Annotated in this window: 21 protein-coding genes; 17 read left to right on the forward strand and 4 right to left on the reverse strand. The window is 40.0% G+C overall.

Annotated elements, in window-relative coordinates; all coding sequences use genetic code 11:
* Window position 1: 1 nt before the first annotated feature.
* Both M301_RS06205 and M301_RS06210 read left to right on the forward strand, forming a co-directional pair.
* On the forward strand, window positions 2-574 hold the full coding sequence (locus M301_RS06205; protein ID WP_013147917.1) for an IMPACT family protein: 573 nt from the start codon (window positions 2-4) through the stop codon (window positions 572-574).
* Between the two features lie 76 nt (window positions 575-650).
* Entirely contained in the window at window positions 651-1,685 is a 1,035-nt protein-coding gene (locus tag M301_RS06210; protein WP_013147918.1) for an AI-2E family transporter, read from the forward strand.
* 34 nt (window positions 1,686-1,719) lie between these two features.
* On the opposite strand, the gene M301_RS06215 is transcribed toward M301_RS06210, so the two are convergent.
* The 4 genes from M301_RS06215 to M301_RS06230 all read right to left on the reverse strand — a co-directional run bounded on the left by M301_RS06215 (window position 1,720) and on the right by M301_RS06230 (window position 5,859).
* Window positions 1,720-2,385: a mechanosensitive ion channel family protein gene (locus M301_RS06215; RefSeq protein WP_013147919.1), complete on the reverse strand. Its 666-nt coding sequence runs from the start codon at window positions 2,383-2,385 to the stop codon at window positions 1,720-1,722.
* Between the two features lie 260 nt (window positions 2,386-2,645).
* Complete coding sequence (locus M301_RS06220) at window positions 2,646-3,623, reverse strand: M48 family metallopeptidase (protein ID WP_013147920.1); 978 nt, start codon at window positions 3,621-3,623, stop codon at window positions 2,646-2,648.
* Window positions 3,620-4,135, reverse strand: coding sequence for an SH3 domain-containing protein (locus M301_RS06225; protein ID WP_013147921.1), 516 nt, complete (start codon window positions 4,133-4,135; stop codon window positions 3,620-3,622). Before M301_RS06225 ends, M301_RS06220 begins: the two co-directional genes overlap by 4 nt.
* 26 nt (window positions 4,136-4,161) lie before the next feature.
* Window positions 4,162-5,859, reverse strand: a complete 1,698-nt coding sequence (locus tag M301_RS06230) for a CHASE2 domain-containing protein (protein ID WP_013147922.1) — start codon at window positions 5,857-5,859, stop codon at window positions 4,162-4,164.
* 210 nt (window positions 5,860-6,069) lie between these two features.
* Here M301_RS06230 and M301_RS14210 point away from each other — a divergent pair, with 210 nt between their 5' ends.
* The 15 genes from M301_RS14210 (at window position 6,070) to M301_RS06310 (ending at window position 24,422) form a co-directional block, all read left to right on the forward strand.
* Window positions 6,070-6,867: a uroporphyrinogen-III synthase gene (locus M301_RS14210; protein WP_049769959.1), complete on the forward strand. Its 798-nt coding sequence runs from the start codon at window positions 6,070-6,072 to the stop codon at window positions 6,865-6,867.
* Window positions 6,868-6,942: 75 nt separating this feature from the next.
* Window positions 6,943-8,268, forward strand: a complete 1,326-nt coding sequence (locus M301_RS06240; protein ID WP_013147924.1) for a DNA recombination protein RmuC — start codon at window positions 6,943-6,945, stop codon at window positions 8,266-8,268.
* Between the two features lie 11 nt (window positions 8,269-8,279).
* Window positions 8,280-8,549, forward strand: coding sequence for a molybdopterin converting factor subunit 1 (gene moaD, locus M301_RS06245; RefSeq protein WP_013147925.1), 270 nt, complete (start codon window positions 8,280-8,282; stop codon window positions 8,547-8,549).
* A 16-nt stretch (window positions 8,550-8,565) separates the two neighbouring features.
* Entirely contained in the window at window positions 8,566-9,015 is a 450-nt protein-coding gene (gene moaE, locus M301_RS06250; RefSeq protein ID WP_013147926.1) for a molybdopterin synthase catalytic subunit MoaE, read from the forward strand.
* Between the two features lie 79 nt (window positions 9,016-9,094).
* Complete coding sequence (locus M301_RS06255) at window positions 9,095-11,236, forward strand: Lon protease family protein (RefSeq protein ID WP_013147927.1); 2,142 nt, start codon at window positions 9,095-9,097, stop codon at window positions 11,234-11,236.
* A gap of 25 nt (window positions 11,237-11,261) precedes the next feature.
* Window positions 11,262-11,678, forward strand: a complete 417-nt coding sequence (locus M301_RS06260) for an RNA-binding S4 domain-containing protein (protein WP_013147928.1) — start codon at window positions 11,262-11,264, stop codon at window positions 11,676-11,678.
* A gap of 749 nt (window positions 11,679-12,427) precedes the next feature.
* Window positions 12,428-13,864, forward strand: a complete 1,437-nt coding sequence (locus tag M301_RS06265) for a UbiA family prenyltransferase (RefSeq protein ID WP_013147929.1) — start codon at window positions 12,428-12,430, stop codon at window positions 13,862-13,864.
* Window positions 13,858-15,156 (forward strand): FAD-binding oxidoreductase, encoded by a 1,299-nt coding sequence (locus M301_RS06270; protein WP_013147930.1) that lies wholly within the window; start codon window positions 13,858-13,860, stop codon window positions 15,154-15,156. Before M301_RS06265 ends, M301_RS06270 begins: the two co-directional genes overlap by 7 nt.
* A 3-nt stretch (window positions 15,157-15,159) precedes the next feature.
* A complete protein-coding gene (locus tag M301_RS06275; RefSeq protein WP_013147931.1) occupies window positions 15,160-15,915 on the forward strand; it encodes an SDR family NAD(P)-dependent oxidoreductase in 756 nt (251 codons plus the stop codon).
* 1 nt (window position 15,916) lies between these two features.
* Window positions 15,917-18,460: a hypothetical protein gene (locus M301_RS14215; protein WP_013147932.1), complete on the forward strand. Its 2,544-nt coding sequence runs from the start codon at window positions 15,917-15,919 to the stop codon at window positions 18,458-18,460.
* A gap of 375 nt (window positions 18,461-18,835) precedes the next feature.
* Entirely contained in the window at window positions 18,836-20,296 is a 1,461-nt protein-coding gene (locus M301_RS06290; RefSeq protein WP_013147933.1) for a flippase, read from the forward strand.
* 173 nt (window positions 20,297-20,469) lie between these two features.
* Window positions 20,470-21,321, forward strand: a complete 852-nt coding sequence (locus M301_RS06295) for a class I SAM-dependent methyltransferase (RefSeq protein WP_190274935.1) — start codon at window positions 20,470-20,472, stop codon at window positions 21,319-21,321.
* Window positions 21,322-21,353: 32 nt separating this feature from the next.
* Window positions 21,354-22,262 (forward strand): glycosyltransferase family 2 protein, encoded by a 909-nt coding sequence (locus tag M301_RS06300; protein WP_013147935.1) that lies wholly within the window; start codon window positions 21,354-21,356, stop codon window positions 22,260-22,262.
* Window positions 22,249-23,511, forward strand: a complete 1,263-nt coding sequence (locus tag M301_RS06305) for a hypothetical protein (RefSeq protein ID WP_013147936.1) — start codon at window positions 22,249-22,251, stop codon at window positions 23,509-23,511. The genes M301_RS06300 and M301_RS06305 overlap by 14 nt, the downstream gene beginning before the upstream one ends.
* Window positions 23,508-24,422, forward strand: coding sequence for a glycosyltransferase (locus M301_RS06310; RefSeq protein WP_013147937.1), 915 nt, complete (start codon window positions 23,508-23,510; stop codon window positions 24,420-24,422). Before M301_RS06305 ends, M301_RS06310 begins: the two co-directional genes overlap by 4 nt.
* The last annotated feature ends 51 nt before the right edge of the window (window positions 24,423-24,473 follow it).

Below are 24,473 nucleotides of genomic sequence, written 5' to 3' on the forward strand. Positions count from 1 at the left end.
ATTGTTAGTTCTTACACATGCAGGTTTCGCTGAGCAAACCATTAATAAGTCCCGTTTTATCGCAATGGCGCTTGCCTGCGCAGATGAGCGTGAAGTCGGCCAGGCGCTACGTGCGTTTGCTGCGCAACATCAAAGCGCACATCATTTGGCTTATGGATTTAGACTCAAAACTGAGCAGGGCATCATTCCAAGATTTTCAGACGCAGGAGAGCCTTCAGGTACCGCAGGTATGCCTGTGTTGAAGCTGATTGAGGGGCGAGATTTAATTAACGTATGTGTTGCAGTGATTCGTTATTATGGAGGCATCAACTTAGGTACAGGCGGTCTTGCACGTGCTTATGGAGGCACCGCTAAGTTAGCTTTAGATGCTGCTAAAACTAGCAACTTTGTTGAAATGAAAGCTTACCCCTTGACTATTACTTACAAGCAAATGGATATGGTGACGAATGCATTACTTAAGTGTAATGGTAGCATCGTAAGCAAAGCTTTTAACGACCAAATCGAGTTGGTGGTTTTATTGCCTGTGGATGAAGCGGCTAACTTTTTAAATCGTTTTAAGCCACATGGCGGGTAAAAAATTAACTTTTACAGATTTAGCATGAATGTATGTGTGCTATTGTTAATCTTATCGTTTAAGGAAACTTAGCTGCATGACTAAAACTTCACAACTATTACCAGCATCAGTATGCGAAAAAGCTGCTTGGTTGATTGCCGCGTGTGCTTTAATTTTTGTACTTAAATTTAGCTTACTACCTGCTTTGCTTTCTGGCTTATTAGTGTATGAGTTGGTGCATATCATTACGCCTCTTATTGCGCATAAATTTCCAACAAAGAAACCTAGCAATCGCTCTAAACTATGGGCTGTAGGGATTTTAGTTGTGATTGTTGTCAGTTTACTCGCCCTTGCCGGTGCTGGTTTAGTGGCGTTTTTTAGGTCAGACGCAGGTAGCTTGACTGTGTTGCTGGCAAAAATGGCACAGATTATTGAAGACTCACGCAAGATACTGCCCAGTTGGATAGTAGAACATTTGCCTTCGGATGCGATCGCTTTTAAAGAGCAAGCCGCGGCGTGGTTGCGCACCCATGCAGATGAATTACAAGGCGTTGGAAAAGAGGCTGGGCGTATCACTGCACACGTCATCATTGGTATGATTATTGGCGGCATTCTAGCTGTGCGCGAAGCTGTAGCAATGGATAATTTTAAACCATTCGCTCGCGCATTAGCAGGACGCGGTGAGTTGTTTAGCGATGCATTTAGACGTGTGGTATTCGCACAGTTGCGTATAGCAGCTATTAACACCACATTTACAGCAATTTATTTAGCGATAGTGTTGCCGTTGATGGGCGTACACCTGCCATTAGTGAAAACGATGATTGGCATTACGTTCGTGATTGGTTTGATTCCGGTGATTGGCAATTTAATCTCTAACACGATGATTGTCGTTGTTAGTTTGAGTCAGTCATTAGGCGTAGCGATTGCATCGCTAGCCTATTTAATCATCATCCATAAGTTTGAATATTTTTTAAATGCACGCATCGTTGGTAGTCAAATTCGCGCGAATGCATGGGAATTGTTGATTGCAATGTTATGCATGGAGGCCGCATTTGGTCTAGCAGGCATAGTCGCGGCGCCTATTTACTATGCCTATATTAAGTCTGAACTACGCGCTAGAAACTTGGTTTAAGTAAGTTTCTAGTCTCAAATTTAACGTTCTTGATTTAACGTTTTTGCCTTTCGTTGATGATTTTAGCTGCCCACTCTCTGCCACCAAGGCCAAAAGCGATTGCCAGCGCTAAAAATACTGCGCCAAACATAATCACAAATAGCGCTGTAATGAGCTGAGTACCAATATCCAATTGCTCAAGCGCCACAAAAATTGCAAATATTTGCACTAAGTATTCTGCAGAAGTACTAATCGCCAGTGCGCCATCAAACTTGATGCTATGTAGCCAAGCAAAAACCAGACGATTAATGAAGCGGCTCAATAAGGTACCAAATATCAACACAACAATCGCCACGATTATTTTTGGTAAGTAATTAGCCAGTTGATTGAGCATGATGGCGACCTCTGTCATACCTAAGGCATTGGCGCCAGTAATCACGAACAGCAAAATCACCAGCCAGTAAACGACTTGGCTAACAATGCCGCTCAATGAAACGTCAAAATCATCATTCTTTAAAAAGGCTTCTAAACCAGATTTGCCAGCATATTGATCAAATTTCACCAGCTTCAAAATTCGTTTTACAGCTAAGCGCGCCACTTTAGCCACTAACCAGCCACAAAATAAAATGACAATCACAGCTAGAAGCTTTGGGAAGAACATGGCCACTTGTTGCCAGAATTGATTGAGGGAAAAAAGAAAAGTATCAATTTGATATTGCATATAGTGCTCCTCGATAGATTTTTTTAGTTGAATCTATAACGCTGAAAAGGGTGTTGCCCCAATAACGGCTAATTTAGATTAGCTCGAAGAATAGTAATATTGCGTACTGATTATCGCTTAATTGGCGATGTGTCGCAATGGCTGGATTAATTTGCTGGTTGCGTGGGCTAAGCTACATATTCAGTCACCAGTTTTAAGGCTTGATGACTGAATATAATAAATTGAAGAGCTAAAAGTATGTGAAACCGTGTTTCGATTAGCTAGTTCTTAAGTTTATAAAACCTATTTTCTAGTGTTTTTCCGTTGGTAATATTATCTAGTTTATTACCAACAGAATCTCCCAATGACGCTAATCTTTCATCAGGCAGAGGGTGAGTTTTAAATAGCAAAGCGACGCTATTGTCATTTGGATTGGTCTGCCCTAATATTTGTAGTACATCGGTTAAGCCAAATGGCTCATAGCCAGCACGTGTCGCGTAGCTTAGGCCTAATCTGTCTGCTTCAAACTCCGCATCTTTATCTAAACTTCTTGCGCTAATTTCAGCGCCACTTCCGATTGCTTTGCTAATGACTTTATTATCTTTAGCTAGTTTTTTGCTGAGGAAGCTAGCACCTATATTAAGTAGTTGTTGCTTTTGCAAAACCTTGAGTTGATGCTTTGCGACTACGTGACCAATTTCATGACCAAGCACACCTGCTAACTGCGCTTCGTTGCTCATTTTTCGGTACAAACCTTTAGTCACCATGACATAGCCACCAGGTGCTGAAAATGCATTTAAATCGTCACTTTCAATTACGCCGAAGTGCCAAGGCAAATCAGGTCTTTCTGATTGTGAAGCCACCCAGCGACCTACGGAATTGACATATTTCTGTAAAGCTTCATCTTTTACTAATGGCGCAGCGCCTAATAAATTACCTGTAATTTCCCGACCTAGTGCAATCTCCTCCGCTTTACTTGGACTTTTCCAGTTGATGGTTGGTTGAGCTTTTTCAGTAGAGTCTGCCGCTACGGTGATGGTCGTATTGTTTGGCGTAGTTGTTGTGTTTTGGGTATCTGTGGGTGTTTGCTGAGACTCAGTTTGTCCCGTTTGTTGTTCAATTTGTTTTTTTACTGCATCTTTTAAAGCGTCATTTAAATCAAATGCCTCGCTATTCATACTCATGCCAGCAAGTATGCTTGCAACTAGCGTTGGAATGAGTATGTTTTTTCTTAGATTTATTGTGCGCGTTAGACTCATTTTGCGCCTCCATTCACTGCTTTTAAGTTAGGAAAAGAAATGGTCTTTAAGTTGCCAGCGTTAGCAAATTGATGACCTTGCTCCGCGCTTTGTGTATAGCTTTCTAATGCTTTCACTTCAGATTCATTAAACTTGGCGGCTTTAAGTTCTTCTGCACTTAAGCCACGTATTCCAGTGGTAGAAACTACTTGCCCTGTACCAGCACGGCCACTTGCTGCCGCCAATATGCCACTTGTTTGGTTGCTGGAGCTAGAGCCGCCACGTTTGACTGAAAGTAAACGTACCCAACCTGCGCTTTTCTTTGATTTCACTTGTAGCCAAGCACCTTTTTTGCTAATAATTTCAAGGCTATCACCACGGTTTAATGTGCCTGTCACCTTGGCATCAGCAAACGGCTCAAAGCGAATGCTGTCATTTTTAAGCGCGCTACCAGCTTCCCCGGCCATGCTAATATTGGCTAGCAGCAGGGCTGGTAAGCTTGCGGCGATTAGCAATTTGGTTAATTTTCTCATCTGCGCTGTTCTCTCTTTATTTAAAGCTAGTTTTCTAAAATATCCAGTTTAATAATGGCCTGCGCGAATAAACCACGCCATTGGCTATCCATTGCTTTTTCGGCATTCAGTACGCCTATATGCTGGATATAACGCACGGTAGTGTCGTTTGGCATACCTGTATTTTGTAGTATGGTTTTTAATTGCAAGCCTAAATGTGTGGCGTCAGCCTTTACTTTCTCGGCTTCTATCGCATTGTCATGCTGGTAAGCCCAGCTTACCGTAATCATGTCGGTAAACAGTCCCCATATGCCGCTTTGCGTGCCTTTTAATATTTCTACTGTAGCGGGTAGGGTGCAGCGCTGTGTGATATTATTTTGCAGCATTTTTAGCATGCTGTCGCTAAATGGCACTTCACTATCTATCACAATCGGCATCAATAATATTGCTGCACCTTTCTTACCAGATTCAATATCATTCGCTAGTAGCCTTTGCATGGCGCGGTCGTTTGCCAGCGCGTATATCTTAGCCACACTGAAATACATAATCGCCCAAGTGATAGGGCCAGTAATATCTAAATAAGTGTTAGTAAAGTTAAGCGCAATGTAAGAAAGTGCAAGTAAAGTAATCTGACTACTACTAAATACCTTGGTGACTTTGTCACGGTCTACGTTGCGGTAAAACGCCAATGCAGTGAGCCATATAAGCAGCAAGCTCATCAACACATACGGCGTCGTACCGCGCCACACATGTAAGTAATCTACGTGTTTTACGTTATCAATTGCTGTGGCTAAAATCTCTACACCTGGAAACTCTTTTGCCATGGCTGTGGCCTTAATGTCAAACAGCGACGGTGCAGTTGAGCCAATAATGACGATTTTGTTAGTAAATTCTTTTGGCGCGCGTTTTTTGACTTTACTTGCCACGTCCGCATATACATCACTAAAGCTCACATAAGGGTAAGTGAACGCCTTGCCGCGCCAGTTAATCAGCATATCTTGTGGCGGTGGGAGTGAGTTCATTTGCGCAAAATTGCCCACTGCCAGCGGCAGTGATGGTAATAGCCAGCCATTTTCATTATGCCAAAGCCTATATTCACGTGCGATACCATCTGCATCTGCGTAAATGTTATGTGTACCGAGTCGCTTAGAATTAAGTGCGGCTTCAAAATGTGGCAATACGATGGCGATAGGCTTCTTAACTACTGAGACAGGTTCGCCATCAACGTTTTTAAATTGACGTTTGATACCGGGAATCATATCTGGTGTGATTTTGCTTAAATTGTCACTGACTGGAGACAGGCGTAGCATAGGGAAAAATGTATTATTAGTGCCCGCAATTACGTCATTAAAATAGGTATCGCTATCAGGGTTGTATACGTCCGCATCACTAAACAAAATATCAAACACAATCGCTTTTGGATGTTGATTCTCAATATTCTCTACAAACTCGCCAAATACTTGTCGCGGCCACGGCCAGCGGCCATATTCCTTTGCCATGGCGTTAAGAGAGGCTTCGTTAATATCAACAATCACAATGTCTGGGTCAACTTTAGCTTTTACGATGCGATTTTTCACCATCAAATCAAACGCGCGGTTACGCATGTTCTCGCCAATGTGAAATAGGCTAGCATCCAATAAAATCAGCACAGAAAGTAGCGCGCATAAGTACAAATAAAAGTTATTTTGTAACTTGCGGGTGATGCTAACTAGCCATTGAGTGAGAATTAATTTGAGTTTAATCATTAATATTTACTTGAGAAATTGGTCTACCTAAAATCATAAATGACCTCATAAATGATTTTTAGATGTCGATGATTTGTTATACTGAAAACTTAAACCAAAACCCGACAAAACGCACGCATTAATTGCAAGGTCATTTAATTAAAGCCATTAAATTTTTAGCCAAAAACTCCTTGGCTGATGCCTATCTGTCTAGTACCTAGGAATTGTACATTGAAAAATAAAACCATTGCCATTTTAGAAAACCGTGCAGGTGAGCAACTTGCCGACTTGGTGAGAAAGTATGGCGGTACGCCACTTTCTGCGCCAGCATTGGCAGAAATTCCTGATATTGACCCTGCATTAATTACTAGCTTAATCAACGACTGGCAGATAAATGCGCCAGACATCTTTATTTTTCAAACAGGCGTTGGTGTTAAAGCTTTATTTGCTACCACTGACACATTAGGCATTACCGAGCAGCTTAAGCAGATTCTTGAATCCTCAATTGTGATTGTGAGAGGCATTAAACCGTCGTCAGCATTGCGCTCATATAAAGTAAGGATAGATGCGACTGCGGGTGATCCATTTACAACAACGGAAGTGCTGACTGAGTTAGATAAATACAAGATTAAAGGCAAACGAGTGGCGGTCCAACGATATGGCGATGTCAACTTGGAACTTCAGCAAGCCCTAGACACAAGAGGTGCTATAGTCACTGAGATTGCCACCTACCGCTGGAGCTTGCCCGCAGATACGCAACCGCTGGTTGACTTAATGGATGCGTTAGATGCTGGAAAAGTTGATATGGTGTGTTTTACTAGTGCATCGCAAGTTTATAACTTCTTTACCGTAGCAGAAGCACTTGGTCGCCACCAAGCATTGCTGGCAGCGCTTAATAAAAGCATGGTGGCTTCTATTGGCCCTGTGTGCACTGTTGCATTAAATAAATTTGGCATCAAAGTCGATGTTGAGCCACAACCTCCCAAGCTAGGTCCGTTTATTACGGCTATTAATAGCAAGTTTGCTTAATTCATTTCCGAGTAAGTCTTTCTTCGATATTTATTCTAAAAACGGAGCAATCCGCATCAGGTATAATCACGCCTTATGATACAAATATTAATTTTAATGGTGGCTGTTGCCATATTGTTGTTGACGATTTGGCAGATTCTGCGCGTCAATCAGCTTGATAAAAACGCGGTGATTTTGCAGCAGCTAGAAGAAAAACACCGCGCGATGTTATTAGATTTTAACGATGGTTTAAACAAACTGGGCGATCGCTTAAGTACATCTTCTAACGAAACCAGCGAGCGTTTACGTTCTAGTGTCGCAGCTGAGTTACAGGCGACTCGTGACGCCATGCAAGCGCTCCAATTAGCACAAAATAACAGCTTATCGTTAACGCGTGAAACGGTGTTAGAAAAACTACATACAACCTTGAGTGAACAGGGTAAGTCGCAGCAAGTGCTTATCAACGACACCATGTTGAAGGCCACTACAACTTTGACGCAAAGCATTGAAAGCTTAACCAAAGCTGTTGATGGACGTCTTGAGCAAATTGGTGGAAAAGTTTCAGAGCGTTTGGATGAAGGCTTTAAAAAGACCAACCAAACCTTTGTGGATGTGATGGCGCGTCTTGCGACCATCGATGAAGCGCAAAAGAAAATTGATGGCCTAACGACCAATGTTGTAAGTTTGCAAGAGTTATTGGGTGACAAACGCAGTCGTGGCGCCTTTGGTGAGGTGCAGTTGGAAGCCTTGGTGCGCAATGTCTTGCCAGTCAACTCATTCGCCATGCAACATACATTTGAAAATGGCACGCGCGCAGATTGCGCTTTGTTTTTGCCTGACCCTACAGGTACTGTAGCTGTAGATAGCAAGTTCCCACTTGAAAATTATCACCGCATGTTTGATAGCAAGTTAAGTGATGCCGAGCAGTTGTTGGCTGAAAAGCAGTTCAAGCTTGATGTTAGAAAACATGTGGATGACATTGCTAATAAATACATCATCTCAAACGTGACGTCTGATGGTGCAGTGATGTTTATACCTGCCGAGGCGGTGTTTGCTGAGCTGCACGCCTATCACAATGATGTGATTGAATACGCTATGAATAAGCGCGTCTGGGTGGTTTCGCCAACTACGCTGATGGCAGTTCTTAACACTGCACGAGCTGTGCTTAAAGACGTTGAAACGCGTAAGCAAGTACACGTGATTAAAGAGGAGTTGGGCAAACTCAGTAAAGATTTTGGTCGCTTTGACCAGCGCATGAAAAAGCTTGCTGACAACATTCGCCAAGCGCATGAAAATGCACAAGAAGTACATATTAGCAGTCAAAAAATATCTAATCGCTTTGCTCAAATTGAGCGCGTAGAATTAGCAAATAAACCGCTTGATGTGCTGGATATTATTGATGATAAAGAAGATGAAGTTTAATTGTTAACTATATGAAAATTAAAATATTATATTTCGCAAGATTGAAAGAAACGCTCAAATTTTCCACTGAGGATTTAGAGTTGCCAGAGGATGATTTTGCGCATACGCTTACCATACTGAAACTAAAAGCTTACCTAGCAAAACGCAACGACACTTGGCAGCAAATGCTGATGGGTAAGTTGAAGGTCAGGGGTGCAATTAACCACGAATTAGTCGATGACAATGCGCCGATTGCCGATGGTGATGAGGTAGCTTTTTTCCCTCCGGTCACTGGTGGATAGGCTGTAATATTCAATTATGACGGTACGCGTACAAACACAAGATTTTGATGCAGGCTTTGAAATAAGCCTACTTCGTAATGCGCGTAAAGATACTGGTGCCGTTGTCAGCTTTATTGGGCAAGTGCGCGATTTAAATGAAGGCGATACTGTATCGCAACTGACTTTAGAGCATTATCCAGGCATGACGGAAAAGGCACTCGAAGCGATTGTGAACCAAGCCCAAAGTCGTTGGGACATATTCGATGCTATTGTGATTCATCGTGTTGGAATTTTGCAGCCGACAGACCAAATTGTATTGGTGGCGGTGAGTAGTGCACATCGTGGAGAAGCTTTTAAAGCCTGTGAATTCATCATGGATTACTTAAAAACTGAAGCGCCATTTTGGAAAAAAGAAGTGACAAGTCAAGGTGAGCGTTGGGTGGATGCCAAGCTTACAGACGATGACGCGCGTGAGCGCTGGAAGTAAAATCAGTTCCAAAAAGTAACACAAATATAACGTATATATGAAATTAAGAAATTAACATTTAAATAATTAGCAAGGCGCCATGTCAACCTCTACTCAATCTCAATCAACAAGTTCGACTTTGTTATCCTCTCAGCAATTAACGCTTAATATTTCTGCTAAGCAATTTAACTTTGCCGATACTTCAGAGCTCATTGCAGCAGATAGTAAAAGTGCGCAGCATCAAGCATGGGTAGCACAATCAGAGGCGAAAAAAGCCGCTGAGTTTGGTTTGAATTTGCAACAAGCCGGTTTTAATCTACTTGCGCTTGGTGAGCCTGGCACAGGGCGCACAACGCTGATGTTGAGCGCCATGCATGAAGCGGCTTCTAAGCAAGTTGCTCCTTCTGACTTAATCGCATTGCATCAGTTTGATAGCAATACTAAGCCGCTGTTTTTAAAGTTAGCTGCTGGCGTGGGTACGCAGTTGAAGCAAGGCTTAGATCAGTTTGTGCGACAGTTGGCTAAAGAGTTGGCGAATCTGTTAGAAGCTAAAATTAAAGATAACGCTACAACCTTAATTCAGGATTTCTTAAATGCTCAGATAGGTACTATCAAAGCTAATATTCCACAAATTCAAGCGGACAAGCAGTTCACCCAATATTTTGAGTTATTGCAAAAAGACATTTTAGATACTTTAGAGGCTTGGCAGCCTAGCGCCAGTGCTGATTCTGATAACAATTTAGATGCGCTGATGAGCGAAGGTTTCTTTGGGCGTTATCGCGTCAATGTGCTTGTGGAGCATACTGCAAACCAACATGCGCCAGTTATTTACGATAATGACCCAAGTTTGCAGTCATTATTCGGCGGAGTTGAAAGTGCTGGCGATTCAAGCACTACGCCAGACTTTATGCGGCTAAGAGCAGGTAATCTCTTGCGTGCAGATGGCGGTACATTGTTGTTGCATCTACGCGATATTTTGGCAGATGAACAAAATGGCTCTCAACTACTTGAAAAATTGCACCGTTTTTTACGCAATGGTACCTTGCAAATTGAAGACCTGACCAGCAGTAGCAGTCAAGGCTCTAGCTTTGTCAGTGCCCAAGATGCGATACCAGTTTCAGTGAAGCTGGTTTTAGTGGCAACGCGAGAAGATTACTATGAGTTGATTGATGAGAAATACGATTTTTTTAGCTATTTCCCTATCAAAATTGAGTTCGCTGAGAAAGTAAAAGCGAGTGCAGAAAACTACTCAGCCTATGCCGCATTTATCGCGCAAAAGTGTCAGCAATTTGATTGCAGCCATTTCACGGCAGATGCAGTCGTTGCCTTGTTGCAAGCTATGCACAGACTAGAAGAAGATCAAACACGCATCAGCACTAAGTTTGCTGTTTTAGAAAAACTCATGCTCGAAAGTGCTGCCGCAGCTGAATTACGTGGTGCAAAATTAGTCGCGCAGGAAGATGTTAAAGCTGCGATTAATCGCAAATATGCCCGCCATAGTTACATTGAAGCACATGCCCGTGACTCTATTGTCGATAACGAATTGATGATTAACGTGCATGGTGAAACAGTAGGGCAGATTAACGGCCTCACGCACATAGACCTTGCTGACGCGAGCTTTGGCTCACCAGTGCGGATCTCAGCAAACTGTTATGCGGGTCGATTAGATGTACTCACCATAGATCGCGAAGTGTCTATGAGCGGCCCCACGCATGATAAAGGCGTGATGATATTGCAGAGTTGGCTACATACTAACTTTGCACAATTCAACCCATTAAACCTCACAGCTTCATTGGTATTTGAGCAAGAGTATAACGGCGTAGATGGCGACTCAGCATCATGCGCGGAGTTGTTTGCCCTGCTGTCAGCATTAACGCAACTGCCCATTAAACAAGGCATCGCCGTCACTGGTGCGCTTAATCAACATGGCGAAGTGCTGCCAGTCGGTGGCTTAAACGAAAAAATTGAAGGCTACTTTAGGGTCTGCAAAGATATAGGTTTAGATGGCACGCAAGGTGTATTAATCCCTCAACGCAATATGCGACACCTGATGCTACGTGATGAAGTTGTCGATGCCGTTGCCAATGGTCAATTTCACATCACCACGATGAATAATGTAGCTGAAGGTATTTTGCACATTACTGGCCATACTCTGCAAGAAATTAATAAACTTGCAGAAACAAAACTAACAGCATTCAAACAAATATTAGAAGCTAACTCGCCTAAAATATTTACTAAGTAAAATAAGTAAATACTTAAATCCAACCATGTCTAAATCCATAGAAAACGATGATGCTAAATGCCGGCTTGATAAATGGTTATGGTCTGCAAGATTCTTTAAAACCCGTAGTTTAGCAACTGCAGCAATCGAAACTGGCAAGGTTCACGTTGACGGCGACCGAGTTAAACCCGCTAAAGAAGTACATATAGGGCAAGTCATTCATATTCGTAACCGAGATTTTGAAATTGAAGTCAATGTTCTTGCGCTATCAAACATCCGTAGAGGTTCCCCAGAAGCGGCACTTTTATACACAGAAACTCAGGCAAGTATTAGCAAACGTGAACATGCTAAGGTAACGGGTGAAGGCGAGCATGCCATTCGAGAGCGTGGCACGGGACGGCCGACTAAAAGGCAGCAGCGTGATATCAAGAAATTTACTGGTGGCATGGGTTTTGAGCCATAACCTGTCTCTACTTACGAGACTAGTGCTTGCTGTAACCATTTTTTAACTAATCAGATTCATGGTCTGCTGCGATGTAATAGTATAATTCTTGCGGGTGTATGATAAACGGCATTAGCGAGCGTTATTGAAATTTTCTAGGTGTCAATCATAATGATACTCTGCCAAGAGATCAAAGATACAAACGACCTTTGGTTAGCTTAACCGCTGTAAATTATTCTCAAGCTGCAAAGACTACTCATCGTCTATTAGGTAATTGGTCTGTATATTCTAGAACAAAATATCTAGTTTTTAGCATGCAGGTTCGACAGTAGAAAACATCTCCTGTATCGTTACTATGATGTAAAAACTATGCAGTGCTAACTTGTTTCAAAACTTACTATATACGTGGACAATTAAGTGACGAGTTAAATGATACATCATCTACCTAATTGCCCAAGCTTATACCCACTATAAGAACAACTTAATATGAACATTAAAATAATTACAAAAACTAACTTCCAGAGTAACAGTAATACTTACATATCGAAAGTAAAGTACCCAAGAAGACTAGTAAAGTTTATTATTGAGTGAGACTATAGGGTTAACGTCATGCAAAAAAATGACATGTCTCGCCCAAAAAAGTTAAACTTCGTCATAAAGCTTCTTTCTATTTGAATCCACGATTGTATGGTTGAATTATTATGTAGGCTAACGTTCCAGTTAATTAGATATTATGCTGGTATTATCGGCTGGATTGTAAGGAATCAGTTTTGAATCTTCGCCCCCCCCTTGTAGTTGACCTTGATGGCACCTTAGTTCGTACAGATATGCTCCACGAATCAGTATTCAGAGTATTGCGTGACAACCCATTTTATGCGTTGTGTATTCCATATTGGTTATCTAGAGGAAAGGCTGTGCTCAAATTAAAACTGGCTAATTGCACCGGTTTTGATCCAAGCTCACTACCCTATAATCATGACCTATTGGACTGGCTAAAACTGCAACGGGCTCAAGGTAGAAAATTAATCTTATGCACAGCTTCTGATCGCTCAATCGCAACGACTATATCGGAACATCTCGATATTTTTGAAGAGGTTATTGCGAGCGATGGCATTGCGAACCTAGCAGGTAAACACAAAGCTGAGGTACTTGTACAGCGTTTTGGCCATGCAGGTTTTGATTATGCTGGTAACTCACGCGATGATTTTGCAGTGTGGCAATGCGCTCGCAGGGGCGTGATTGTCAATGCGTCTGAATACGTTGTCAATAAGTCAAGGAATTGTTGCGAGGTGGAACAAGTATTCCTTTCGCCGGTTTTAGGCTTTACAGCTTGGAGACGAGTCCTACGTGCACATCAATGGTTGAAGAACTTACTGTTGTTTGTTCCATTTTTTGCAGCGCATCAGATTACAAATCTAGATACTTGGTTTGCACTTGTTTTGGCCTTTTTCTCATTTAGCCTATGCGCCTCATCGGTTTATATCGTCAATGATCTATTGGATTTAGAAAGTGATCGGCAGCATTCACGCAAACGACACCGACCTTTTGCTTCGGGTCTAGTTTCAGCATGGATGGGTGTTGTGCTAGTGCCACTATTACTGCTCAGTAGTTTGGGTTTAGCTCAGTATGTAGGTGGCACTTTTGCGCCATGGCTTTTGTTTTACTTTGTTCTGACCTGCGCTTATTCTTGGGTGCTCAAACGTTTAATGTTAGTAGACTGCTTGACATTGGCAATGCTTTACACCTTGCGTATCGTTGCTGGCGCTGCTGCTGCGAGTATGGCGTTGTCATTTTGGCTGCTTGCATTTTCTGTTTTCTTATTTTTGTCGTTAGCATTCGTCAAACGGTATGCCGAATTGGAGTTGCAGTTGCTGAATGGGAAGCAAAAGATGCATGGAAGAGGATATTTAACTTCAGATGCTCCATTGGTTCAGACGCTGGGCATAACGTCTGGTTTCGCTGCAGTACTAGTGTTGGCGCTTTACCTCAATAGTGACGCTGTCGTACAACTATACCGAACCCCAGAGTTTGTATGGGGTACGGTACCTGTTATGTTGTTCTGGATTAGCTGGATGTGGATGAAAGCTCATCGGGGCGAAATGCATGATGACCCACTAATCTTTGCTTTGAAAGACAAATCAAGTTTGCTAGCAGGATTAACATTTACTATAGTTTTGGCTATTGGTTCAGTCGGTTGGCCATGGTAGAGGTCTCGTCTTGGGGAATGCTGGGAAGTTGGGAACATGAAGTTCTAGCTCTGTCTGACCGGCATCACGTAGTTCACCAACTGAAAAGCAGCAGATCAGGTATTGCTCATGGCATGGGGCGAAGTTATGGCGATGTCTGCCTAAATCCAGGAGGAGTGTTGTGGAAGACGACAGAGCTGGATCGTTTTATTAGCCTAGATGAGAGCACTGGTCGGCTTGTGTGTGAAGCAGGTGTGCTGTTACGTGACATTCAGCGACTAGTTATTCCGCGTGGCTGGATTTTACCAGTCACGCCCGGTACACAGCTCGTGACGGTAGGAGGTGCAATTGCTAATGATGTGCATGGCAAGAACCATCACATGTTTAGTACCTTTGGTGATCATGTGCGAGGCATTATATTAGTGCGTACCGATGGCACTATTATTGAATGTGGGCCGGATTTTCAAACTGAGTGGTTTTCAGCTACGGTCGGTGGGCTAGGGTTGACTGGGGTTATTACTGAAGCTGAAATTCAACTGCGCAAGGTAAGTGGTCCATGGCTCGATGCTGAGACCCTGCCTTATGCGAATCTGAATGAGTTTTTTCAATTGGCTAATGCTTCGGAAACTGAATGGGAACATACTGTTTCATGGATTGATTGTCTTTCTGGTAAGAATGCGCGCGGTATATTTATGAGAGCTAACCCTATCAATCTTATCAATCATCCAGAACCAAAAAGTCACAAACGTACTATTCGCTTTGTGCCACCAGTCTCCCTGGTCAATCATTTGACCTTGCGTCCTTTTAATGCCGCTTATTTCAACTTTAAAAAAAGGCAGGCAGGAAAGCGCATCGTTCATTACGAGCCTTTTTTTTATCCGCTAGATAACTTGCTTGAATGGAATCGGATGTATGGCCCACATGGCTTTTACCAATACCAGAGCGTAGTGCCACTTAAGGTTGGGAATGATGCAGTTCAGGCAATGTTAAGGGAAATTAAAAAAACAGGTGAAGGTTCATTTCTGGCGGTTCTGAAAACTTTTGGAGATCGCCAATCCGTAGGTATGATGAGCTTCCCACGGCAGGGTGTGACTATGGCGCTAGATTTTCCAAATCAAGGGGACAAAACACTCAAGCTCTTTGCTAGTTTGGACGCTATTGTGCGTGAGGCTGGGGGGCGAATTTATCTTGCTAAGGATGCTCGTATGTCACGCGATTTATTTGAAACAGGGTATCCACGACTTAATGAATTTTTGCATTATCGTGACCTAGGCATTAGTTCAGCAATGTCACGGCGACTAATAGGAAGTTAAATAATGACAAATAATAAAAAGAGAATCGTAATCATTGGCGCAACTTCGGCCATTGCCGAGCATTGCGCACGTTTTTGGGTCGATGATGCGGCGGTTGACATGACGCTAGTTGGTCGCGATATTAGCAAAATTGAGCGGGTGGCTCAAGATTTGCGAGTGCGTAGCCCTCAGTCTGTCATTCATGTGCTTGAATCTAAATTTACTGATTCAATAGCCATTCGCCAACTAGTCGATAGAGTCATTGCTGGAGGAATAGTCAATATTGTATTGATTGCCCACGGTACATTGCCCGATCAAATTGAGTGTCAGACAGATTTAAGTGCAAACCAAGAAGCATTGATAGTTAATGGGATTTCTCCCATGCTTTTTGCAGAGGCCTTTGTTGGGCATATGCAAAAAGCGAACTCAGGAACATTAGCGATTATTGGTTCGGTAGCTGGAGACAGAGGGCGCCGGTCTAATTATGTATATGGTGCTGCGAAGGGATTGGTCACACGATATGCTCAGGGGCTTCAACATCGCCTAGCAAGTACAGACGTCAAAATAGTGTTGATTAAGCCTGGGCCGACAGATACTCCAATGACCATGCATTTGAAGCAGCAAGGCAGTCATCTCGCTAATGTAGAAGACGTTTCACGGTTAATCGTTAAGGCAATTAATCAAGGTAAATCGGTAGTTTATGCGCCGACTAAATGGACATTAATTATGATGGTTGTTCGCCATTTACCAAAATTTATATTTGATAAATTAGATATATAAAATGCCATCATATGCACAAAGAACATTAATAAATGCCCTCAACTTGGTAAAACCAAGCCAATTTATTGATTATACCTTAAAAATATTTTTACTTTTTACTGTCGTTTGCGTATTTGTTCCATTTTATCCTGCAATGCCATCGGCCGGCTTGGATAGCTCTTGGGGGCTCGGAATGAATCAGGCGGTGGCGCAAGGTTTTTCAATCGGCAAGGAACTAATCTTTACTTTTGGTCCTTACGCATCAATTTACACTACAATTTATCACCCATCAACGGATTTTATGATGATTGGAGGTGGCTTGTATTTGGCCATTTCATATTGGGCGAGCATTGTTGTTTTAATGAGAGGCATTGCATTGCATTGGGCTGTATTTTGTTACGCAATTCTAGTTACTATATTGGTGACTAGTAGTGGACGAGACGCATTGTTTTTTTCTTACCCACTTCTTGTGGCATTGAGCAGTTTCAAAATCATACATGCAGAAAACCGTGCGTCTGTTGTAAGTAAATTTGATTTACTTATTCTTGTACTGCTGTTTTCTCCATTTGGTTTGCTACCCTTAATAAAAGGCTCCATCGGAGTTTTATGTTGCCTAATTACTATACTTTGCTTTCTATTTTTTATTCATAATAAGAGAAAATATATTGCAATTGCTTGTTTGATTTCACCGTTGGTCACGATGATTCTGTTTTGGGCTGCATCGGGTCAATCTCTTGTGAACTTGCCAAATTATTATCTCAATCTTCTGCCTATAATCTCTGGCTACACAGATGCTATGGCGATTAATGGCTTCATCCATGAAGTACTTTTATATATAGCGGTGTCGCTTTTGTTGCTGTTAGTCATAATTAATGAAAGAAAAGTAAGTGGCATTCCAAAAGTATTTTTGTTTCTTACTTTTTCTATTTGTTTATTTTTATCTTTTAAAGCAGGTTTTGTTCGACATGATGGTCATGCAATCATTGCTTCTGACTCATTATTTCAGTTTTCGGTTTTGCTACTTTTATTTGCAAAGAGTGAAAGATGGAGCGTAAAAAGAGTATTTGTTATTGTGATTATAAGCAGTATTTTTTTTGTAGGTACAACTATAACCTATAGCAAAATTAGCAGAATAAGTATTATCAAAAATAAATTAACAGGAAATGGAATTAATGTTAGTTCTCTTCGAGGGGTTAATTTTTATGAAAAAGCTATCAAAATCTATAAGGTTCTTGGGGTAAAAGATATTTTTGAGATATTGAATATTACTACGATGATTGAATTACCTTATTCAAGGGCATTGCAAGGAGTTAAAAAAAGAATTGAAAATAGAAATTGGCCAGAATTTGAGTTCGATGCCGCATTAAGCACCATTAGAAAAAGTGCAAATTTCCCTATACTACAAGGTACCACTGATATCTATTCTTACAATCAAACATATTTAATTGCTTCAGGTAACACTTGGAATCCTCGACCAACATTTCAGAGTTATTCCGCATATACGCCAGCCTTAATCGAGACAAATAGAAAACACCTACTAGGGGTGCATGCACCGGATAATGTTATTTTTAGCGTCGAGCCAATCGACGTAAGAATGCCCTCACTTGAAGACGGTTCAAGCTGGCCGATACTATTGCAAAACTATAAGCCAAGTATGATGAAAAGTAATTTTCTATTTCTTGTTAAAAATAAAAATCCTAACGAAAATCGTGAACCTCTGCTAATTAGTAGCAAAACCCATTTATTTGGAGAGGTAGTTAAGATACCTAATGCTGGAAAAATAATATTTGCAGAAATTAAGATTAAACCAACTTTTTTTGGTAGGATTGCCAATATTTTCTTTAAATCTTCAGAGCTTCGAATAACTCTTGAGTTGAAAAATGGGATGCAGAAACAATATCGGATTATTGCCGAGATGACGAAATCAGGTTTGATCATATCACCACTGATTGAAAGCACTACTGAGTTTGGATTGCTGTATGGAAACCCAAGTTACTTGACCGATAAAATAGTTAAATCTTTTTCAATAGCTCCAATAGGCGGTATAAGCAGTTTATGGCGTAATGAATATGATGTTACATTTAAAGTAATTAATTCTCCGCCACCGGTAGATATATCGCAGCTTTACATTTTTGATGGGATTGCTGATCTTACGAGTTACCGAATTACCAAAGCAGAAAGGTGCGATGGAAATATTGATGTGATTAATGGCTTCTCAGCTATTCCAGAGCGGCTTTCGACTTCTCGCTTGCTGAGTGTTAATGGATGGCTAACTACTTCAGTAGATAATGCGACTTTACCAGAGGAGGTTTTTATGGTGTTGAGTGATCATAAGGGAAGTAATATGTTTTTCAAAGCTAGATCTACGTTACGTCCTGATGTGGGGATGCATTTCAATAAACCAGAACTTAATAAGTCTGGGTATGCTGCAAATTTCGATGTATCAGTACTTGATGGGCAATATATACTTGGCCTTGCTGTAAAACAGTCTGAAAAAATTGAAATTTGCCCTCAGTTCAAAATTCCAGTCACAATTAACAAAGTAGCGCCTAATGCAGAAAATTAAGTTAGTTTTACACGTAGCTGCCAGTTTTATTGATTAAAATCTTGTCTTCCAGCTAACGCCAAGGGATACACCAACTCAATCGTAATTGATGTAGCAGTCACTTTTAAGCCTCATAATGGACATAAGCGCTGGAAATTTAAATAAGATATCTAAATTATTTTATAGATTTATTCGATTATAACTTTTTTAATTTCTAGTTTTGAGATATTAGTCATTCGCACCATGTGGCCGGATAACTTAGTGTTCATTATAAATAATTTTCTTTGGATTTATTTAGTGATGTCAATTATGCGTTACTGCATTTTGATGGATTATTCGTATGAATTACAATGCGTGTGTTCCCAAAAAATCGGGACAATTTAATGAGAAGTGCATGTGATAAAGAAAAACATAATTTGGAATTTTATAGGTAGTCTACTTCCACTTCTTGTCGGAGTAATGGTGTTTCCGTTAATTATTAAAGCATACGGTACAGAACGTTTTGGCATTCTTACAATTGCATGGTCTTTAGTTGGATATTTCAGTCTTTTTGATATGGGGTTGTCGCGGGCTTTGACTCAAATGGTTTCAGAAAAAATATCAAAAAATACTAATGATTATGAAATCGTAGAAATGATACATACGGCATTTCGGATAATGTGGTTACTGGGTGCAATAGGAGGATTTATTCTGTGGCTAATATCCTCTTGGCTCGCTCACAACGTACTTTCAGTTTCACCTGGAATTGAACAGGAAACTATTCATACATTTTCTATTTTAGCGATATCAATCCCGTTTGTTGTCCACACATCTGCTTTAAGGGGCGTGATGGATGCTTTACAGTTATTTAAGCAAGCCAGTTTGATTCGGATGCTTTTGGGAATTGGTACATTTTTAGGGCCATACTTTTCGTCACTTTATAGCAATTCTCTCATATATGCTGCCTATGCATTAGTTTTGGTGAGATTTGTTGGCTGGATAATGCATTTGTATGCTGTAAACAGTACGAGCTTATTAAGTAATGAATCAGCAAGCTATAATTGTAAATGGTTAAAACAATTATTTACTTTTGGGGGCTGGATGACGATTAGCAATATTATTGGTCCTTTAATGATTTATTTGGATCGTTTTGTAATTGCAGCCATGCTTGGTACTACAGCAGTAGCATACTATGTAGCGCCCTATGAGGTGATTACTAAATTGTGGGTAATTCCAGCAGCTTTTTCTGGAGTGTTATTTCCTTTGTTTGCTCAGGAGTGGAGAACCAACCCATTGACAGCAGCAAAAATGCTTAATCAAGGCATCAGCTATGTTCTCATTCTAAGTTACCCAGCAGTTTTGTTAGCGGCACTCTTCTCAAATGAATGGTTAGCGTTTTGGTTAAGTAAAGAGTTCGCGGTTAAAGGATCACATTTAGTGTGTTGGCTAGCGGCTGGCGTTTTGGTTAATAGTGTCGCCCAAATTATCTACGCAAAAATACAAGGTGCAGGCCGAGCTGATTGGACTGCAAAATTGCATTTAGCGGAGTCAATTCCGTATTGGATTTTTTTGTGGTTAGCAATTAAGCAGTTTGGCATTGAAGGCGCAGCCATGGCATGGTTTTTCAGAGTAAGTGTTGATACATTGGGCTTAGCATATTTTGCAGGAAAACTAAATGTAGCAAATAAACACTCAATGAAAGCGCCTCTGGTTTTGACAAGTCTATCTGTAATTCCACTTATATCATCTATTTATATTGAAGATATAATCTTTCGCTCAATATTAGCGATGGTAATCATGTTTTTATATGGCTTACTGGCATTGCGTAGACTACATCGCGATGATGCCTTCATGTATCTTAAAGGTTTTTTTAGTTAGTTTAAATTATGCAAAATAAAATACGTACTCAACCTAAGCCTAATTGCATGTGTTGCGGGTCGGATGGAATTTACTTATATACGTCACTTCAGGATAGGTTATTCGGGGTTGAAGGGGAGTGGAATTTAAAGCGTTGCAAGAGTCAGCAGTGTGGGTTAATCTGGCTTGACCCAATGCCAATTAATGAAGATATATATCAAGCGTACGAAAGCTATTACACACATGTCGATAATGTACCCTCTAAGCATTCAATTATTTCAAAAATAATTTCCGGGTATAGAGCATACGAATATGGGTATCTGATTGATCAAACTACATTATTACACCGCATTTTAGGGAAAGCACTTAGCTTCTTTGGTTTTATAAAAGAGCATATGGATTACCCATTTATATATTTTAAAGATATGCCAAAAGGTAAGTTGCTGGAATTAGGTAGCGGCAATGGAGATACACTCAAATTATTTAAGGATTGGGGCTGGCAGGCAGAGGGCCTAGATTTTGATTCTAAAGCAGTTGAGAACGCATCAAGTAAAGGTTTAAAAGTACACCAAGGTAATATTTTCGCGCAAAATTTTACATCAAATACTTTTGATGCAATATTTTCCAGCCATGTTATGGAGCATGTGCCAGATCCGATTGGGTTAATGCAAGAGGGCTTGAGAGTATTGAAACCTAATGGATGCTTTGTAGCCGTTACACCAAATGCCTCCTCTAGATTACATGAAAAATTCAAGATAAATTGGCGAGGATTGGAGCCGCCAAGACATTTGCAAATTTTTTGCCCTAAATCAATTCTGTATGCGGCACAACAGGCTGGTTTTAAAAAAATTATAATAACTACAGGAAATTATAGTGCCATTAATATTTGGCTTATGAGTTATAAGTTGTCTAAGGAGGGGGCTATTCAAGAACAACATAGCACATATACTCGATATTTTGCTCACTTAGTTAGATTTTTTCTCAATGTGACGCATCGTTTTTCGCTATTATCTGGCGAAGAGATTATATTGATTGCCTATAAGTGATGGGTTTCAATAATTTTGAGAGTAGAAGACATATGATTGGCGGTGTAATTGTTGCTTATTACCCTGATAAAGAACAGTTTTTAAGTGTAGTGCAGGCTGCACTAAATGATTTGGACTTTTTGCTGGTTGTTAATAATGGTGAGGCTCCAATTACAATAATCACTGATATTTTAGCAATGTCGATAGATAAAAAGAAATTTGAGATTATTGAGAATAGTCAGAATCTTGGAATTGCAAAAGCTTTGAATATTGGATTAAAAATTCTTATTGAAAAGGGTTGCTCATATTTTTTGATGTTAGATCAAGATAGTCTAGTGCCTAAAAATATGGTTTCAACTCTTTTGAATTCTTTAGAAAAGTTAAATAGTGGTGATACTAAAGTTGCAGCAATAGGCCCAGCTTACTTTAACTCTCGTTTGAATAAATTTGCGCCGTTTATCCAGTTTGGAAAAATGAGTCTAAAGAAAATTGAAATAGATCAAAAAATCGAAGTTACTCAAACCCATTTTTTAATTACTTCAGGCACTTTGTTAACACTTGATGCAATCCAAAATATTGGGTTAATGGAAGAGGGGTTGTTTATTGATTATGTGGATACAGAGTGGTGTTTAAGAGCCTTGAGTAAGGGTTATAAGCTATATGGTGATAGTGGCGTAATTATGGAGCATTCACTAGGTGATAATCCATTGGTGTTGTTAGGATGGCGGTTTCCAATGCATTCGCCTTTAAGGCATTATTATTTAGTTAGAAATGCTATTCATTTAATAAGAAAAAGTTATATACCTTTAAACTGGAGATTTATTATTTTTTGGCGGATGTTGCGGTCTTTTATCTTTTATTCATTAATTCCTGAAAATCGATCTGAGCATTTCAAAAAAATGAAATTGGGTCTTAGTGATGGTTTAGCGGGGGTGCTTGGACGGATGAATGAACGTGCATAAATTATTTAGAGTTTTTAGTGTTAATCTCACAACATACTACTCTATAGGGACCTTTCTTTTAACACTGATTGTTTTTGAGGCAAGCTTTGGGGGCGGTGGTCGGTTGATTGATATCGGTTGGTTTAGCCCTAGAATGTATTTATTTTTATGCGGCATTTCTTATTTTTTATATGGTTACGCTAAGTTTAAAATAAAGCCCCGGTATGAATTTTTGATGATGATCATGAGTTTTACTGGTCTGACTGCTTTATCACTTCTTGTTGCAATAGGTAATGAAATACCATTACATGCTATTGTCAGTGATTTAAAGCCAATGGCATATTTTTTTAGTCTACTTTTTTTTACGGTTGCTATTCGTGATATCAACCAGATTAAGTTAGTTATCAAATTGATCAAAGCGGCTGCTTTGTTACTTTCCATATTGTTTTTATTAATAATAGTGGTATGGAAAACCGACTTTGTTAGTACGGAACAGGTGGTAGCATGGTTTAATCCGCAACATGACCCTCAACGGGAATTCATCTTTAGAGGAGATACGACATTTTTTTTTAAAGCAGTTGTTTGCGTTGGCACTGGAGTTTTTTTTTCCATGAATGAAAAAAATAATTTTGTTAGATTGAGTTATATGACTATTTTTCTTCTAACAATAGCATCTACTATGACGCGAGGATTGTGGTTATCAGTATTTATTGTTTTGGCAGGGTATTCTTATTTCAATATTACAAATAAAATCTACGCTGTATTATCAGCACTCGCATTAATTATTTTAGGTGTTCTTGGTGTAATCATTATTTCAAACATACTTCCTAGTGCTCACGACTCAAATGCAATTAGAATTCACGATCTATCAATGTTCTTGAGTCTATTTGATCTTAAAGGTGTTTTGCTCGGAAAAGGTTTTGGTGCGGATGTTCTTGGGAGGAGTCAAATTGAGATTACATACGTTAATATATTATACAAGCAAGGGTTATTGGGCATATTTTTTTGGCTGACCCCCTTATGCTATATTTGCATGCAAGCCAGAAAATTAAATGAGTGCAACTTAGCTCTTGCAATGCCATTTATTCTCTCTGTAATGATGGTATACCTGGTAAGTTTAACAAATCCATTTTTGACTAATCCAGTAGGCATGACCATAGTGCTAATTGCTATGGTTGTTATCAATCTGTTAATAAATATCAATAATGGATTGCAACCAAAAGTTGAGTTAGAGCTATACACAGACGAAAACAAATTAAGTCATATATGAACTTGCCAAAAATAGCTATTCTAATGGCGAGTTACAATGGTATGTCATGGCTTCCAGCACAAATTAATAGTATATTAAATCAAACTGGAGCTGTAGTTTGTATATATGTTTCTGATGATTTTTCTCAAGATGGTAGCTATGAGTATCTAAGAGGATTATCTGAAAATAATCCTAGGGTAAAGATACTTACTAACAAAGTTAAGTTCGGCAGTGCAGGTAGAAATTTTTATCGATTGATTAAAGATGTTGATATTACAGGATTTGATTATATTGCTTTTTCTGATCAAGATGACATTTGGGAATCTGACAAACTGATTCGCCATGTAATGATTGCTCAGGAGCAACAAGCAGACGGCGTGTCTTCAAGCGTCATGGCTTTTTGGCCAGATGGAGATTTAAAGTTAATTGTTAAGTCTCAACCACAAAGAACATGGGATTTTTTGTTTGAGTCTTCCGGCCCCGGATGTACTTTTTTAATGACCCCATGGTTAGTTGGTAAAGTTCGTGAGCAATTAGAAGATAATTATAGTCGAGCGTCAGAAGTAGATTTACATGATTGGCTAACTTATGCAATTTGTAGGGCAAATGGACATAAATGGGTGATCGACTATAGGCCTTCAGTACAATATCGTCAGCATCAAAGTAACGTAATTGGCGCTAATAGTGGATTAAAAGCAAAATTATCAAGATTGGAAAAGTTGAGGAAAGGTTGGTATAGGTCTGAAATTGTCAAGGTATGCCAAGTATGTGCTTTCATTTCTAATGATGCTCAAGTCAAGAAAATCTATTCATTACTGATGAATAGAACAATTACTACGCAGCTTAAACTGTTGTTATATGTCACACAGGCAAGACGAAAATTTTCAGACAGATTGATTTTGTATTTTTTAATTTGTATCTTTTTATTTTAGTTTAAGTCACCTCGAATTTCCCTCCATTTTATGATTCTTCAAAAGGTCATA

This window comes from Methylotenera versatilis 301, from assembly GCF_000093025.1.
GTDB classification, from domain to species: Bacteria; Pseudomonadota; Gammaproteobacteria; order Burkholderiales; family Methylophilaceae; genus Methylotenera; species Methylotenera versatilis.

Excerpts from the sequence above, each read along its gene's own strand:
- M301_RS06210 (WP_013147918.1), top strand. The coding sequence starts at position 651 with ATGACTAAAACTTCACAACTATTACCAGCATCAGTATGCGAAAAAGCT.
- M301_RS06215 (WP_013147919.1), bottom strand. The coding sequence starts at position 2,385 with ATGCAATATCAAATTGATACTTTTCTTTTTTCCCTCAATCAATTCTGG.
- M301_RS06220 (WP_013147920.1), bottom strand. The coding sequence starts at position 3,623 with ATGAGTCTAACGCGCACAATAAATCTAAGAAAAAACATACTCATTCCA.
- M301_RS06225 (WP_013147921.1), bottom strand. The coding sequence starts at position 4,135 with ATGAGAAAATTAACCAAATTGCTAATCGCCGCAAGCTTACCAGCCCTG.
- M301_RS06230 (WP_013147922.1), bottom strand. The coding sequence starts at position 5,859 with ATGATTAAACTCAAATTAATTCTCACTCAATGGCTAGTTAGCATCACC.
- M301_RS06240 (WP_013147924.1), top strand. The coding sequence starts at position 6,943 with ATGATACAAATATTAATTTTAATGGTGGCTGTTGCCATATTGTTGTTG.
- moaD (WP_013147925.1), top strand. The coding sequence starts at position 8,280 with ATGAAAATTAAAATATTATATTTCGCAAGATTGAAAGAAACGCTCAAA.
- moaE (WP_013147926.1), top strand. The coding sequence starts at position 8,566 with ATGACGGTACGCGTACAAACACAAGATTTTGATGCAGGCTTTGAAATA.
- M301_RS06255 (WP_013147927.1), top strand. The coding sequence starts at position 9,095 with ATGTCAACCTCTACTCAATCTCAATCAACAAGTTCGACTTTGTTATCC.
- M301_RS06260 (WP_013147928.1), top strand. The coding sequence starts at position 11,262 with ATGTCTAAATCCATAGAAAACGATGATGCTAAATGCCGGCTTGATAAA.
- M301_RS06270 (WP_013147930.1), top strand. The coding sequence starts at position 13,858 with ATGGTAGAGGTCTCGTCTTGGGGAATGCTGGGAAGTTGGGAACATGAA.
- M301_RS06275 (WP_013147931.1), top strand. The coding sequence starts at position 15,160 with ATGACAAATAATAAAAAGAGAATCGTAATCATTGGCGCAACTTCGGCC.
- M301_RS14215 (WP_013147932.1), top strand. The coding sequence starts at position 15,917 with ATGCCATCATATGCACAAAGAACATTAATAAATGCCCTCAACTTGGTA.
- M301_RS06295 (WP_190274935.1), top strand. The coding sequence starts at position 20,470 with ATGCCAATTAATGAAGATATATATCAAGCGTACGAAAGCTATTACACA.
- M301_RS06300 (WP_013147935.1), top strand. The coding sequence starts at position 21,354 with ATGATTGGCGGTGTAATTGTTGCTTATTACCCTGATAAAGAACAGTTT.
- M301_RS06305 (WP_013147936.1), top strand. The coding sequence starts at position 22,249 with ATGAACGTGCATAAATTATTTAGAGTTTTTAGTGTTAATCTCACAACA.
- M301_RS06310 (WP_013147937.1), top strand. The coding sequence starts at position 23,508 with ATGAACTTGCCAAAAATAGCTATTCTAATGGCGAGTTACAATGGTATG.